Source organism: Streptomyces sp. NPDC001219, assembly GCF_053597915.1.
In genome coordinates, this window is the sequence record NZ_JBSFJF010000010.1 from 74,742 (window position 1) to 89,559 (window position 14,818).

A 14,818-nucleotide genomic window follows, 5' to 3' on the forward strand; every position below is an offset into this window, starting at 1 on the left:
CCTAGGTGTTGGCTGTAGTCCCGGGGTTGTCCCACCTGTACGCGCGGTAGCCTGGCCGTCACCGTCGATGATGGGATTGCTCCCGTGGACGACCCGATCAGGCATCCCCTCGCCTACGCCCGCCTCTTACGCGGCTGGTCCCAGAGCGACCTCGTCGCGCGCCTGCACCGCGCTGCCGCGATGCGGCCCGAGGGTCTCCGCTCCGGCACCGACAAGGCGGCCGTCAGCAAGTGGGAGAACGGCCGCAAAACGCCGAACATCGAGTCCCAGTTCCTGATCGCGGACGCCTTCGACGTGCCGATCTCCGACCTGGAGCGGTACCCCTGGCCCCACTGGCTCCCGGGCCGGGACGACCCGGCCCCGCTCGGGGCGGCGTACACCGTCCAAGCACTTCGAGATGCACAGAGAGCCGCGATGAACCGCGAACGCCGTACCTTCCTGACCTACAGCGCACTCGCTCTGGCCGGACTGGCCTCCCAGTGGGCGGCGCTGGAACCCGACCGCCTGACAACCGCGCTCGGCGGGCGGCGCGTCGACGACGAACTGGTGGACTGGCTGGAGGACACCAGCACCAAACTGACCGCCCTGCCGACCGAGCAACGCCAGCACACCATCAAGCTGATGGACGCCCACCTCACGACTGTGACCGACCTTCTCGAAGGTGCCCGGTACAGCCAGGCCACCGGTCGCCGTCTGCACCACCTGGCTGCCTCGCTCTCCAGCACCTGTGGCTGGTACCGCTTCGACCAGGGTCAGCACTACGTGGCCGGCAAGCTGTGGAACGCCGCTCTCACCAACGCGCACACTGCCCGCGACCGGGATCTCGGGGCCGGGGTCCTGTCCGACTTCGCCTACCAGTCGATCTGGCTCGGCCATCCCGGGTCCGCAGTGGAACCCTTGAGCCAAGCCCTGATCCATACGTCCCACCCCACAGCCCGCTCGCTGCTGTACCTGCGCAGGGCCCGAGCCCACGCCGCCCTGGGGGCCGCCGCCGACTGCTACCGCGACCTCGCCGCCGCCGAGACCGCACTGCTGACCGACGTGGCCGACCCCGCCCCCGGCTGGTGCCGATGGATGAGTACAGCGGATCTGGCCGTGGACTCGGGCCAGTGTCTGCTCGACCTCGACCGTACCGACGAGGCCCGCGCCCGCATTGACGAGGGCCTGACCCTGCTTCCACGGGCCCGTGACAAAACGCGCGGGGTCTTCCGCACCTACGAGGCCCGAAGCCTCCTCCGGGCCCGCGAGGTCGAACAAGCCCTCGTCGTCAGCGCCGAGTCGCTCGACCTCGCCACCCGCATCGGCGCCGATCGCTGCGTCACCCTGGTCCGCGAACTCGCCCCCGCTTTCAAGCCCTACCAGCAGGTGGACGGCGTCCCCGAGTTCCTCGAACGTCTCCGGACCGCCTGAGAAACCACCCTGGCGGCCACCTCTCAGGTGGGCTGTACTCCATCCCCGCTGCGATCGGCCCCGGTCGCTGCCTCCACCGACAAGAGTGTGTCCCCCGCCTCTGCTTCCCCCTCAGCCCGTCGCCAGATACCGCTCCAGGCCCTCCACCACCAGCGCGTGGTCGTCGGCCTGGGGGAGGCCCGAGACCGCGACCACGCCGATGACGCCGGTACCGCGCAGCCGGAGCGGGAAGGCGCCGCCGTGTGCCGCGTACCGGTCCGGGTCCAGCCGTGAACTCTCCTCGAAGGTACGGCCCTTGGCGCGGAACCTGGCGCCGACCAGGTACGAGGACTCGGCGTAGCGTTCGACGACGGCGGACTTGCGGGCGATCCAGGCATCGTTGTCGGCGGAGGTGCCGGGGAGCGCACAGTGGAACAGCTGCTGGACGCCGCGCCGGATGCCGATGGTCACCGCGGCGCCGCGCTCCCGCGCCAGCTCCACCAGCAGCGAGCCCAGGCGCCAGGCGTCCTCGTTGCCGAAGGTGTCGAGGACCAGCCGCTCTTCCTGGGCGGTCAGTTCGCGGAGCCCGTCGTCCGCCGGGCGCGGAGCGGCCGGGCCCGTGCCGGTGCCGCGGTCCGGACCGGCCGGGCTCATGCCCGGGCCCCGATGCGGACCGTGCGGCCCTCGGCGGCGGAGAGCCTGGCGGCTTCCAGGACCCGCAGGGCGGCGGCGGCCTCGGTGGCGGTGACCGGGGGCCGGCCGCCCTCGCGGAGGGCGCGGGCGATCGCGGCGTAGTAGGCGGGGTAGTCGCCCGGCAGGGTCGGTACGGGCTCGCCGCCGCCGGTCTGCGGGGACGAGCCGGCGCCGAGCCGGCCGTGGCGCGACTCCGGCTCCACGCCCCATGCGACGCCCTCGGTGCCGGGCCGCAGGCCCTCGCGCAGTGCGGCCTCCTGCGGGTCCAGGCCGTGCTTCACATAGCCCGCCCTGCTGCCCAGCACCCGGAAGCGCGGGCCCAGCATGGCGGTGGTGGCGCTCACCCACAGGTGGGAGCGGACGCCGCTGGCATGGGTGAGGGCGAGGAAGGTGTCGTCGTCGGCCTCCGCGCCCGGACGCCGGATGTCGGACTCGGCGTAGACCGAGACGACCGGCCCGAACAGGGTCAGCGCCTGGTCGACGAGGTGGCTGCCGAGGTCGTAGAGCAGGCCGCCGATCTCCTCCGGGTCGCCGGACTCCCGCCAGCCGCCCTTGGGCTGCGGCCGCCAGCGCTCGAAGCGGGACTCGAAGCGCTGGACGTCGCCGAGGGCGCCCTCCTCGACGAGGGCGCGCACGGTGCGGAAGTCGTTGTCCCAGCGGCGGTTCTGGAAGACGGAGAGGAGCAGGCCGCGGTCGTCGGCGAGCGCGGCGAGCTTCTCGGCCTCGGCGGCGGTCGCGGCCAGCGGCTTGTCGACGACCACCGCCAGCCCGGCCTCCAACGCGGCGGTGGCGAGCGGCACATGGGTCTTGTTGGGCGAGGCCAGCACGATCAGATCGAGGTCGGCGGCGTGGTCCAGCACCGCCTGGGGGGTGTCGACCGTACGGACCCGGGGGTGCTCGGCGCGGGCCTGTGCCTGCCGCTCCGGATCGGAGGTCGAGACGAGGTCGAGCCGCAGCCCTTCGGTGGCCGCGATCAGGGGGGCGTGGAAGACCGAACCGGCCAGGCCGTAGCCGATGAGGCCGACACGGAGCGGGCGGTGCGGGGCGGGGGTGCCGGGGGAGTCGCTCATCTCGATCGTCTCGCTCATGGAAGCCACTTAAGCAACGCTGTTGCCAAAGTGCAAGCGATGCGGACAATGGGTGGGTGAGCGGCAACAGCGAGGGCGAGGACATTCCCCGGGAGCGAGGACGGGGAGGGGTGCGGGGAGGACGGGCCGGAGGGTCGGGGGTGGCTGGTACCTCGGGCGCGGTCGGCGCGACCGGTGCGTCGGGCGGCGTCGGGGGGACGGGCGCTCCCACGACCCCCGGCGCCGCCGGCGATCCGGACCCCGCCGGGAACCAGGGCGCTGCCGGACCCGCCGGCGTCAACCTCCCCGCGCTGCGCGGGCACAACGCCGCGCTGGTGCTCGGGCTGCTCCGGGCCGCCGGTGAGGAAGGGGTCAGCCGGCTGGAGCTCGCGGCCCGGACCGGGCTGACACCGCAGGCCGTCAGCAAGATCACCGCCCGGCTGCGGGCCGAGGGCCTGGCCGCCGAGGCGGGCCGCCGCGCCTCCACGGGCGGCAAGCCCGCCACCGTGCTGCGGCTGGTCCCCGGCGCCCGGCACGCCGTCGGGCTGCACCTGGACCGCGATGAACTCATCGCCGTACTCGCCGATCTCGCCGGCGCCCCGGTCGCCGTGCGCCGTGCCCCGCTCGCCTTCGAGGCGGGCGCCGGGCCGGTGCTCGACACGGCGGCCCGGGAGGTCGCCGCGCTGCGTGCGGAGGCCGGCGGGCCGCCGGTGCTGGGCGCCGGGGTCGCCTGCCCGGGGCCGCTGGACCACACCACCGGCGTCCTGCACCGGGTCACCGGCGCGCCGCACTGGGACGGCTTCCCGCTGCGGGACGCGCTCGCCGCGCGCCTCGGCCTGCCCGCCGTCCTCGACAAGGACACCAACGCGGCCGCGCTGGGCCTGGCCCGGGGGATGCCGTCCGGCGCCGGCTCGTTCGGGTACCTGCATCTGGGCACCGGCCTGGGCGCCGGGCTCGTCCTGGGCGGCGGCCTCTACCGGGGACCGCGTACCGGCGCCGGTGAGTTCGGGCACCAGACCGTGCAGTGGGACGGGCCGCGGTGCGGCTGCGGACGGCGCGGCTGCATCGAGGCGCTCTGCCTGGCGGCGGTGGCCCACGGCGATCTGCCGGGTGCGGCCGAGGTGCTGGGGACGGGCGCCGCCAACCTCGTGGAGCTGCTGGACATCGACCGGGTGCTGCTCGGCGGGCGCACCGTACTGGAGAACCCCGACGGGTTCCGGGCTGGTGTGTCGGCGGTCCTCGACGCCCAGGCCCGCGCCCGCGGCCGGACCGCCGTCCCGGTGGCGCTCGCCCGGGGCGGCGCACGGGCGGTCGCGGACGGTGCGGCGGAACTGGTGCTCGTGCCGCTGTTCGGGACACGGGGAGCCACTCCGGCGAGTTGAGGGGGTGCCGGGCGGCCGCCTCACTCCGCCGTGAACTCGTACTGCATCTCGTAGAGATGACCCGCCTTGACCATCACCGTGACCTCGATGGGGCGCTCGCCCTCGCTGCGCACCACGCGGAGGGTGCGCAGCACAGGCAGATCACCCGGCAGCCGCAGCGCGGTGAACTGCTCCTGACTGGGCACCCGCGCCGAGACGCGGTCCACGCTGAGCCGGGGCGGATACCCCAGCTCGGCCAGGAGGGCCGGCGTCCCGCCCTTGATCTTCGTGCGCCTGGCGATGGCCGTGCCACGGGCGATCTCCAGCGGGTAGTAGGAGCTGACCAGCTCGACCGGTTCGTCGTCGATCAGCAGCAGCTGGTGCCGGAGCAGCGCCGTACCGCCGTCCGGGAGGCCGAGCGCCGCGGACACATCGGCGGGCGGCGCCACCTCCGCGACTCGCAGGAGCTTGCTCCGCGCCTGCGATCCGAGCTTCTCCGCCTCCGTGAGCCACCGGTACCGGTCGTCGGGTCCCGCCGGGGCCATGTACGACGCCGGACGCATGGTCCGCTGCCGGTGTTCGCGTACGGTGACGGCTGATCCGGCGCGCCCGACGACCAGGCGCTCCTGCTTCAGCAGCCCCAGCGCCTTCTGCACGGTCGCGTTCGAGGCCGCGAACCGCTCCTTGAGCCGGGCCGTGGACGGCAGCCTGGCGCCCGGTGCGAGGTCACCGTTCATGATCTCGTCACGCAGATCGGCGGCGATGCGCTCGTGCAGCGCACGGTTGTCGAAGGTGTCGGCGCTGTCACCGGTCACGTCGGTCATCCGATCCTCACGTCGTAGCGCAGCCGCTGGAGCCGCGCGGGCATCACCATTCTGTCCGCCTGGACGGGCCGGTCCCGGGCGTCGAGGGTGAGCCGGAGCAACTGCAGTACCGGCTGCGACGGTTCCGCTTCCAGGGCGGCGGCCTCCTCGTCGCTCGGCAGCCGCGCGGAGACGTCCTCACGGGCCCGCACGCCGAGGTATCCGAGTTCGGCGAGCAGTGTGACCGCTCCGCCGGCGATTTTGGCCGTCCCGGCGAGCCGGGTGCCCCGGGCGATGCCCAGCGGGTAGTAGGTGTCCGTCAACTCGCAGGGCCGCCCGTCGAGATACATGACGCGCCGCCGCGCGACGACGAGACCGCCCGGCTCCACCCCCAGCAGCTCCGCGATCTCGCCGGGCGCGGCCACCTCTCCCGCCTGGACGATGCGCTGACCGCCCCGGCGGCCGCCGGCCGCGGTCTCGGCGCTCCAGGCGTCGCGCTGCCCCGGTTCCCGCGGGGCCAGATACGGCACGGACGTGGTGACCCACTCGGCGCTGTTCACGGCATCCTCCGGCACGGTCGATGGTCCTCCGATCAGACAACTGTGCTGCCTTACGGAACAAGTGACAAGCCTGAGAGCGCTCAGCCTTGCTGCTATTCGCGAATAGCGTTTCGGGAGGGTCAACGGCCCGAAGTGAGGCGGTGGTTCACCATGTATCTCTCTCACCGGCAACAGGCCCGGCTGCTTCCGTGGTCCGGCCCTGGGGGCAAGCCCTGCTACCTCATAGGAGACGGGAACGGCCCCGTTTCGCGCCTCGCTGACGAGGTGGAGGCGGTGCAGCTGGAGATGGGGGCCGAGTTACTCGGTCACGCGCGAGCCATGCTCGACGACCGCCGCGTCTCGAACCATGAGCTGCGTTTTCTGGGTGAGCGGCTGACCGAGGCGCTGCGGGACGTTCTGCGGGTCGCCGAGAGCCGGGGCGTCGGCGCTGTCCGGCCGGTGGAGGACCGAAACGACGGCCCGGGTCAGGGTTCCGGTGGCTGACTTAGGGTGGGGGCGTCGGCCGTGTGAACGGCGCGCGGGGCGCTTCGCGGGGTCCGTGGCGTGTGCGGGAGGCGGTCGGCGCCCCTGGTCCTCACGTACGGCAGGAGTCCGGCAGTGGCAGAGCGCAAGCCGATCGAGTCATGGCTCACCGACATGGACGGCGTCCTGATGCACGAGGGCGTTCCGGTGCCCGGGGCGGACGCCTTCATCAAGCGGCTGCGTGAATCGGGCAAGCCCTTTCTCGTCCTGACCAACAACTCCATCTACACCCCGCGCGACCTGCACGCCCGGCTGAGCCGCATCGGCCTGGACGTGCCGTGGGAGTCGATCTGGACGTCCGCGCTGGCCACCGCCCAGTTCCTGGACGACCAGCGGCCGCACGGCACCGCCTACTGCATCGGCGAGGCGGGCCTGACCACCGCCCTGCATGACATCGGCTACGTCCTGACCGACCACTCCCCGGACTACGTGGTCCTCGGCGAGACCCGCACCTACAGCTTCGAGGCCCTGACGAAGGCGATCCGGCTGATCAACGACGGGGCCCGGTTCATCGCCACCAACCCCGACGAGACCGGCCCCTCCCCGCAGGGCGCGCTGCCCGCCACCGGGTCGGTGGCCGCGCTGATCACCAAGGCGACGGGCGTCGAACCGTACTTCGTCGGCAAGCCCAACCCGCTGATGATGCGGCACGGCCTCAATGTGATCGGTGCCCACTCCGAGACCTCCGCGATGATCGGCGACCGGATGGACACCGATGTGCTGGCCGGTCTGGAGGCGGGCATGGAGACCTTCCTCGTACTGACCGGTCTCACCCGCCCCGAGGAGATCGACCGGCACCCGTTCCGGCCGTCCCGTGTGGTGGACTCGATCGCGGACCTCATCGACCTGGTGTGACCGGGGCGGGGCTCCTGGGCGGGCTGCGGCCCACTCCGGCCGCGGCCCCGCCACCGGCCAGGAGCCCCACCCGAACGGCGCAGCCTCGGACCGCACCGGATGCGGCCGGGCTCGCGTGGGCGGACCTTCGGAGTTATCGGAGGTTCACCATGCGCTCACGGCAACTCGCTCTCTGTGCCGCGGTCGCGGCCTGCGCAGTGACCACGGCGCCCGCGTACGGCGCGGACGCCCGCGGCACCGGAACCACAACGGGCCTGGTCAGGGCAACGGCCCCGGCCGACGGGGCGGGGCCGGCCGGTCCCGCTCCGGGCGCCGCCCGCCGCGCGGGCGCCCTGCGGAGCACCGGGGGCACCGCCGCGTGGGCCGCCGCCCCCTTCCGTTCCGGCTCGGCGGCCGTCCAGGCGGCCCGGTCGGCCCGCCTCGAACCGGCCGCCATGACCGCCCCGGCCGGACCACGGGCCGCTGCCGACGCCACCCGCGCCTCCCGAGGGCGCCCAGCGGCCCCGGCGAACCGGGCGGCCAAGCGCACCGCGGACACCCATGCCGCTCCCAGCGGCGAGCTGAGCAGTACTTCGGCCGTGGGCCTGGTGCTGGCCGGCGGCGTGATCCTGGTCATCGCGGGACAGCTGCTCCGGCTCCGGCTGAGACTGCGCCGCGAGCGACGGGGCGATGCCGATGAGCGCTGACGAAGACGGGCGGACGGGCGCGGTCGGGGTGACGGCCAGGCCTGACGGCTCCGGGCCGGGGGGCGATGTACGGGGCATTAAGGCTGGTGGCCTACGGGCTATGAAGGCCGGCGAGGTGTTGGGCGTGACGGATGCGCCGGGTGGGGCCGGAGGGCAGGTCCCGGGCACCGTCACCGGCCCTGGTCCCGATACGGGCACTGGCCCTGGTCCCGAAACGGGAACCGGCCTCGTCCGGGACACCGAAACCGGCGGCGCCCCCGATGCCGGTGTCGGCCCTGCCCCCGGCAGAGGCCCCGCCCCTGGCAGAGGCCCCGCCCCCACTTCCGCTCACGCTGCCGTCCCCGACCCCACTCGCGAGAACGCGCCCACCCGCCGTCCCGCCCAGCTGCTCGCCGGTGTGGCCTGGACGGTGTTGCTGCTGGGGCTGTGGATGTGGGGCCGTGACCTGGCGGACGGGGTGGCCGCACAGCTCGCCACGACCGGTGATGTGGCCGCCGCCGGGCGCCCGTTGGGCCGGCAGGCGCCTCCGCATGCGCACGCCCCGGTACTCGCCGCCCCGGCCACACGGCCCGTGGGGATCAGTGTCGACGCCCTCGGCGTACGGGGGGCCGGCATCACCGGACAGGACCTCGACGAGGACGGCGTCCTCGCCCCGCCCCCGTACACCTCCCCGGCCCCCGTCGGCTGGTACGCCGCAGGGCCGCAACCAGGTGAGGCGGGCGCGGCGCTGCTCGTGGCCCGGCCCGGCGCCGACCGTGGTGGCGACGCCCCGCGGACCGCCTTCCACCGGCTGACCCAACTCAAGCCGGGCGCACGCCTGGACATCCAGCGCGCCGACGGCAGCACCGCCCGCTTCACCGTCGAGGACGTCCAGCTCCACGACCGCCACCGCTTCGACCCCCGCAAGGCTTACGCCGCCCGCGACCGGGGCCGCTCCGAACTCCGCCTGATCACCGAGGACCGCGGCAGCGCTCCTTCTTCCGCACAACATGGCGGCGCCCCGGGCAACGTGATCGTCGTTGCGGCCTACCTGACGGACTACCAGGAGCCGCCACGCGCCGGGACCGGCTGACGGGATTGCCGGGGGGCCGCCTGACGGCACCGGCCAACCGACGGCCTGAAGGGGCCACCTGACGGGACCCGCCACCAACCGCCTGACGGGACCCGCCAACCGACCTCCCGACAGAGCCCGTTGAGCCGCCCCGCTCACACCCCGGCAGCCACCTCGCCCCGCACCACGCGGCGAACCACCCACACGCCCCGCCCCAGCCGACGGCAGCCAAGAAGCCGCCGTGAACGCCGCCGCGAACGGCCGACCGAGGACGCCCCGACGCCCAGCCGCGGTTCCCGCACAGCGCATTGTGCGCACGCTGTCCACAGGCCGGACCAGGCACTTGAGGCGTGTGCCACGATGGGTGCGGCCGGTGGTCCCCCGCCGACCGTGTTCCGTGTTCGTGCTCCGAGGGGGGAGTGGATGTACGGCAATCTGCGACGGATGGCCGGGGTCGGTAGGCCGGGCGGGTCCCGCGACGGCCGGCGGCGCTCCGCGCGTGCCGGTGCGGTGCCGGCGAGGGTGACCGTGGGGGCGCTGGCTCTGCTGCTGCTCGCCGGCTGCTCCGACGGCGACAGCGAGGGCGGCGTGCCGGACAGACCCGGCCAACGCCCCAAGTCCCTCGCGCCGTTCTGGGTCAACCCCGACAGCAAGGCGGCCCGTCAGGTGGCCGCGTACGGCGAGGACGGCAAGTCCGGCGACGCCCGCCTGGTCAACAAGATCGCGACGCAGCCGGTCGCCGAGTGGATAGGCATCGACGACCCGCAGGGGGAGGCCCGCGGCTTCACCGAGGCGGCCGCCAAGGCCGACCGCGAGGCGCTGCTGGTGCTCTACAACATCCCGCACCGCGACTGCGGCAGCTACTCGAAGGGCGGCGCCGCCGACGGCAACGCGTACCGCGCCTGGCTGGACGGGGTGCTCAAGGGCATCGGCGACCGCGCCACCACCGTGATCCTGGAGCCCGACGCCCTGCCGCACATCGAGGACAAGTGCACCCCGCAGCAGTTCCACGAGGAGCGCTACGCCCTGCTGACGGAGGCGGTCGGCAAGCTCAAGGCACTGCCGCACACCAAGGTCTATCTGGACGCCGGCAACCCTCACTGGATCAAGGACCCGGGCCGGATGGTCGAGCCGCTCAAGCGGGCCGGTATCGACCGCGCCGACGGCTTCGCGCTGAACATCTCCAACTACCAGACCACCGCGGAGAACACGAAGTACGGCAAGAAGCTGTCCGCCATGGTCGACGGCAAGCCCTTCGTCATCGACACCAGTCGCAACGGCAACGGCCCGGCTCCCGGAGGCGACGACCCGGAGAACTGGTGCAACCCACCCGGCCGCGCCCTGGGCACGCCGCCCACGACCAGGACCGGCGACCCGCAGATAGCCGCCTACCTGTGGATCAAGCGCCCCGGCGAGTCGGACGGCAGCTGCAAGGGCGGCCCCAAGGCCGGCACCTGGTGGCCCAAGTACGCCCTGGGCCTGGCCCACAGCGCGAAATGACCACCACCCCCGGCCGGTGACGGCGACCGCACCTCGCCGGTGACGGCCGACCGCGCCCGGCCGGTGCAGGCGAGGTGCCCCGCCGCCGAAGGCGACCGCGCCCCGCCCATGACGCCGAGGGGCCGGCGGTGGACAACCCGCCGGCCCCACGCAAACCCACCGCCCCCTACTGCCGTTCGGGCGCGACCTTCACCCACACCGCCTTCGACGGCGTGCCCTTCGCGTCGACCGCGTGGAGCATGTACCACCCGGGCGGCACCAGCGAGGGGTCCTTGGGCAGGGTGACCGTCACGCCCTTCCCGTCCTTCGCCACCGTGAAGTCCAGCGCGATGGAGCGCTGTTCGATGTTGGTGACATGGGTGAACGAGCCGGGACGCATCAGCCGCATCTTCTTGATGGCGGAGGCGTGCGGAGCGCCGTAGGTCGCACGGTCGCCGAGCGAGAGCGTCCGCGACTGCCCGCCCGTCAGCTCCGGGCGGGACTTCCGGTAGAGGTACGGCGGGGTGTAGAGGTCGATCTCCTGCTGGAAGACGCCCGGCTTGGTGTTGTCCTTGTCGCCGAAGAGGGAGTCGGAGCCGAAGGTCATCACCCGGCCGTCGGGCAGCAGCAGCGCACCGGAGTGGTAGTTGCGGCCCACCAGCGGATCGGCCACCTGCCGGGCGGTGTTGGCCGCCGGGTCGTACAGCTCCGCCTTGAGCACGTTGGAAGCGCTGCGCCCGCGGTAGTCACCGGAGCCGTTGGTGGTCAGCACGGTGTCGTCCGGCATGATCACGCTGCTGGGGTAGCGGGCCTTCGCATACAGCGGCGGACCGTCCTTGAAGCGCGGCGACGGGGCGTGCAGATCCACGATCCGGGTCTTGTCCGTGGACTTCGGGTCCTCGCCGACGCCTCCCCCGCCCAGCACCATGTACCGCTGCTCCTGGGCCGGCGGCAGCAGCACCGACATCGACGTCTCCAGGATGTTCGGGTCGCTCATCCCGGGCACGTACTGGAACCTGTTGGACTTCAGGTCCCAGATGCCGGGCTTGCGGCCGATGTTGTCCGGGCCGTAGCCGGCGTTGGAGCCGGTGTAGAAGATCCGGCCCTGGTCGGTGAGGAAGAGCGCCGGGTAGGTCGGGAAGAAGCGCCGCTTGGGCAGATAGCGCCACTTCTTCGTCTTCGGGTCGTAGATCTCCTGCTTGCCGGGGACCACCTGCCCGATCTCGTCCAGCCCGGAGACGGAGAGGACCTTGCCGTCCTGGAGCGAGGTGAGCGTCGGGTACCAGCGGGCCTCGTTCATCGGGTCCACGGGCAGATAGCGCTCGGCCACCGGGTCGAACTCGAAGCTGTCCTTGATCCCCTGGAAGTCCTTCTTGTCGAAGGACAGCTTCTGCGCGATGCCGTAGTAGTTCCGGGCGTCCGCGCCGGTCAGACCGTGGATGCGGTAGTTGTCCTGGGCGCCCGTGGAGTGGGACGGGCCGTCCTTGAGGGCCTCGACATAGACCCGGGCCTCGCTGTGCACGACGGTGACCTTGCCGGTCACCGGGTCGGCCTTCTTCTTCGCCCGGGGGACCACGACCGGGTCCTTGGAGGCGAAGGTCTTGCCGTTCTTCTTGCCGGTGAAGAGCGTGCCGGCCGGGAACGTCTTCGGGCCGTCCGGGTCCTCGTTGTAGAGGATCATGAGGCCGCCGGCCTTCTTCACATCGCCGTTCAGCTTCTCGTAGCGCTGGGTGCCGCCGGCCACCAGGAGCTTGCCGTCCGGGAGCTGGGTGTGCCCGGAGCAGAAGAGGTCCTTGGGGGTGGGGATGTTCTTGAAGGTGTTCTTCTCCGGGTCCCACAGGACCGTGCGGAACGATTTCGCCCTGAAGTTCGCCGCGTTGTTGCCGGAGCCCGCGACCAGCAGCACCTTCCCGGTGTGCAGCAGGGCCGCGTGGATGGTGTTGATACGGAACTTCTGCGGGACGTCGACGACGTCCCAGTGGCCGTTGGCCGCCTTGTACTCGGGCCGGTTGATCTTGTACTGGTGGTACTGCTCCGAGGCGAAGCCGTAGAGAGCCGGCCCGTTCATCCCGGCCAGCGCGAGCACCACCGCCGTCGCTATCGCCACTCTGCGGGTGCGACGGCTCGGACGGTACTTCATGTGTGACGTCCCCCAAGGGCGATCTGCATGGTCTGTTCGGTGGTGGCGGCCGGCCCGGTGGCCCGGTCACCGGCCGGGGCGGCCGTCTTGCCGGCGTTCGCAGCGGCGGCCTCGCCGGCATCCGCAGCGGCGGCCTCGCCGGCGTCCGGAGCGGGCGGCCCCGCGCCCTCGGCCGGTTCCGGCGGACTCCCGCCGTCGGCCCCGGAGACGGCCGCACTCCGCTTCCGCTTCTCCTCGCGGACGGTCATCCGCCAGGCGACGATCGGCGCCGCGGTGATCAGCATCGCGAGCATCGCCCAGATGACCATCGCCGGATGGCTGTGCCCCAGGACGAACGAGGCGATCAGCGAGCCGCCGAAGATGACCAGGAAGAACAGATGCACCCGGAAGGTCCCGAAGAGCGTGTCGGGGCTGGACGAATCGCCCTTCGGCGTGACCACGAACTTGCTCTTGCGACGGAGCGCCGCGTCGAACAGCGACCGGGCGTAGATCGGCGCGGACAGCGCGGACATCACCATGCCGGCGACACCGCCGGAGCCCTCCGGCTCGTGCGGCGAGACATTGTGCCGCCGGTTCCAGACGTACAGGCCGATCTGCAGCGCCGAGGCGTTGCCGTACAGCATCATCCACACCGACGGGTCGATCTCCACGCCCGAGGCGCCCAGACCCAGGAACAGCGCACAACTCAGCGCCGCCAGAATCCAGTTCAGCGCCGACATCGGGTAGAAGATCACCATCATGCTGTAGTTCACGAGCCGGCCGAACGGCAGGGTGAACGGCGCCTTCCAGAACTGCTTGAGGATCGTCTCGTACGTCCCGCGCGACCAGCGCAGCTGCTGGGTGAAGAAGTCCGTCCAGGCCGTGGGCCCCTCACCGACCGCGAGCACGTCCGGGGTGTAGACCGAGCGCCACTTCTTCCCGGTCTGCGGATTGCGGTGCCGGTGTATCTCGAACCCGGTCGCCATGTCCTCGGTGATCGAGTCGTACAGCCCGCCGATCTGCTTGAGCGCGCTGATGCGTACGGCGTTGGAGGTGCCGACGAACATCGGCGCGCCGTAACGGTTGCCGGCCCGCTGGATCAGCGCGTGGAAGAGGAACTGCTGGGACTCGGCGGCCTTGGTGACGAAGGTGTCGTAATTGCCGTACACCTGGGGGCCGATGACGAAGCCCACATCCGGGTCGCGGAAGAAGCCCAGCATCCGCTCCAGGTAGTTGGGCAGCGGGACATGGTCGGTGTCGACGGAGGCGAAGTAGTCGTAGTCGTCGCCGTGGGCCGCCAGCCAGGCGTTGTAGTTGCCGTGCTTGGTCTTGGCGCGGTGCGGCCCCTTGGGCTGGTTCCACTCCGGGATGCCCTTACGGGAGAAGTGGTGCACGCCCAGCCGCCGGCAGACCTCCTTGACCTCGGGGTCGTCCCCCTCGTCCAGCAGCCAGATGTGCAGCAGCCCGCGGTGACGTATCTTCACCGCCGCCTCCAGGGTCTTCGTGACCATGGCGAGGGGCTCCTTGCCCGGCACGAAGGAGGTGAGGAAGGCGACCCGGGTCCCGCTCTCGGGGATGACCGGGACGGGGTCGCGGGCGACGAGGGTGGCGTGCGCGTTGGACAGCACGTTCATGCACCGGAAGAGTTCGATCAGCCCGATCGAGACCAGCATGACGGTGTCCAGCACCGGCAGGAAGTCGTAGGCGGGGTAGTCGCGTTCGGTCCAGTTGCCCGGCTGCATCAGCCAGACCAGCAGCCCGAACGAGAGCAGCGGCGCGGCACCGAGCATCAGGGCGGCCCGGATGCGGTGCGGCTCGTCGGCGAGCAGCGAGCGATAGCGGACCCGGAACGGCTTGTCCGGGTCCGGCTGGGTGAGTGGCCCGGCCAGTCTGCTGTAGTGCTCGTAGTCGTAACGCGGCAGCGGCTTGCGCTGGGTGCGCCGCTGCCGGTGCTGACGTGGCACACGCAGGCGCGCGGTGGCGGACGAATCGTACGAGTGCTGCGGCCGGGCACCCTCAGGTGGCGACGTCATGGGTCCATCCCCCCGCACGCGACTGAGCGCGTGCCGTGTGCTGATAGCCCGATTTCTCGGTCCCCTCGACCGACTCGGGCTCACTGGTCTCGGCCGTCCGCACCATCAGAACGGTGACGGCCATGTTCCGGTGTATGAGGAACGCCCCGTAATCCTGCCAAGCAGCGGGGTCCCCGCGTTCACATCACGCCACCGGGCGT

At 72.1% G+C, this 14,818-nt stretch carries 13 protein-coding genes; 7 read left to right on the top strand and 6 right to left on the bottom strand.

Annotated elements, in window-relative coordinates; genetic code table 11:
- The first annotated feature begins 84 nt into the window (after positions 1-84).
- Positions 85-1,410, top strand: a complete 1,326-nt coding sequence (locus ACWC9R_RS08940) for a helix-turn-helix domain-containing protein (protein ID WP_450729768.1) — start codon at positions 85-87, stop codon at positions 1,408-1,410.
- Positions 1,411-1,521: 111 nt separating this feature from the next.
- Here ACWC9R_RS08940 and ACWC9R_RS08945 read toward each other — a convergent pair whose 3' ends face one another.
- Together ACWC9R_RS08945 and ACWC9R_RS08950 are read right to left on the bottom strand one after the other, a co-directional pair.
- The gene (locus ACWC9R_RS08945; RefSeq protein WP_450729769.1) at positions 1,522-2,043 is read right to left on the bottom strand and encodes a heme-degrading domain-containing protein; all 522 of its coding nucleotides are present in this window, start codon (positions 2,041-2,043) and stop codon (positions 1,522-1,524) included.
- Entirely contained in the window at positions 2,040-3,170 is a 1,131-nt protein-coding gene (locus ACWC9R_RS08950) for a Gfo/Idh/MocA family oxidoreductase (RefSeq protein WP_450729770.1), read from the bottom strand. The genes ACWC9R_RS08945 and ACWC9R_RS08950 overlap by 4 nt, the downstream gene beginning before the upstream one ends.
- 140 nt (positions 3,171-3,310) lie before the next feature.
- On the opposite strand from ACWC9R_RS08950, the gene ACWC9R_RS08955 reads away from it, so the two are divergent.
- A complete protein-coding gene (locus ACWC9R_RS08955) occupies positions 3,311-4,531 on the top strand; it encodes an ROK family transcriptional regulator (protein ID WP_450729772.1) in 1,221 nt (406 codons plus the stop codon).
- 20 nt (positions 4,532-4,551) lie between these two features.
- Here the strand turns inward: ACWC9R_RS08955 and ACWC9R_RS08960 are convergent, their stop codons facing one another.
- Both ACWC9R_RS08960 and ACWC9R_RS08965 read right to left on the bottom strand, forming a co-directional pair.
- Positions 4,552-5,334 (bottom strand): GntR family transcriptional regulator, encoded by a 783-nt coding sequence (locus ACWC9R_RS08960; protein WP_450729773.1) that lies wholly within the window; start codon positions 5,332-5,334, stop codon positions 4,552-4,554.
- The gene (locus ACWC9R_RS08965) at positions 5,331-5,873 is read right to left on the bottom strand and encodes a UTRA domain-containing protein (RefSeq protein WP_450729775.1); all 543 of its coding nucleotides are present in this window, start codon (positions 5,871-5,873) and stop codon (positions 5,331-5,333) included. The genes ACWC9R_RS08960 and ACWC9R_RS08965 overlap by 4 nt, the downstream gene beginning before the upstream one ends.
- Positions 5,874-6,146: 273 nt before the next feature.
- Between ACWC9R_RS08965 and ACWC9R_RS08970 the strand changes: the two genes are divergently transcribed.
- The 5 genes from ACWC9R_RS08970 (at position 6,147) to ACWC9R_RS08990 (ending at position 10,487) form a co-directional block, all read left to right on the top strand.
- Positions 6,147-6,356: a hypothetical protein gene (locus tag ACWC9R_RS08970; RefSeq protein ID WP_450729776.1), complete on the top strand. Its 210-nt coding sequence runs from the start codon at positions 6,147-6,149 to the stop codon at positions 6,354-6,356.
- 114 nt (positions 6,357-6,470) lie between these two features.
- Entirely contained in the window at positions 6,471-7,250 is a 780-nt protein-coding gene (locus ACWC9R_RS08975) for an HAD-IIA family hydrolase (RefSeq protein ID WP_362605130.1), read from the top strand.
- Positions 7,251-7,399: 149 nt separating this feature from the next.
- Entirely contained in the window at positions 7,400-7,936 is a 537-nt protein-coding gene (locus tag ACWC9R_RS08980) for a hypothetical protein (RefSeq protein WP_450729777.1), read from the top strand.
- A 397-nt stretch (positions 7,937-8,333) separates the two neighbouring features.
- Positions 8,334-9,008 carry a sortase domain-containing protein gene (locus ACWC9R_RS08985; protein WP_450729778.1) on the top strand — a complete coding sequence of 225 codons (675 nt, stop codon included), beginning with the start codon at positions 8,334-8,336 and terminating at the stop codon, positions 9,006-9,008.
- A 402-nt stretch (positions 9,009-9,410) separates the two neighbouring features.
- Positions 9,411-10,487 (top strand): glycoside hydrolase family 6 protein, encoded by a 1,077-nt coding sequence (locus ACWC9R_RS08990; RefSeq protein ID WP_450729780.1) that lies wholly within the window; start codon positions 9,411-9,413, stop codon positions 10,485-10,487.
- Positions 10,488-10,653: 166 nt separating this feature from the next.
- Here ACWC9R_RS08990 and ACWC9R_RS08995 read toward each other — a convergent pair whose 3' ends face one another.
- Complete coding sequence (locus ACWC9R_RS08995) at positions 10,654-12,606, bottom strand: galactose oxidase-like domain-containing protein (protein ID WP_450729782.1); 1,953 nt, start codon at positions 12,604-12,606, stop codon at positions 10,654-10,656.
- Positions 12,603-14,618: a glycosyltransferase family 2 protein gene (locus ACWC9R_RS09000; RefSeq protein ID WP_450729784.1), complete on the bottom strand. Its 2,016-nt coding sequence runs from the start codon at positions 14,616-14,618 to the stop codon at positions 12,603-12,605. Before ACWC9R_RS09000 ends, ACWC9R_RS08995 begins: the two co-directional genes overlap by 4 nt.
- Positions 14,619-14,818: the final 200 nt, after the last annotated feature.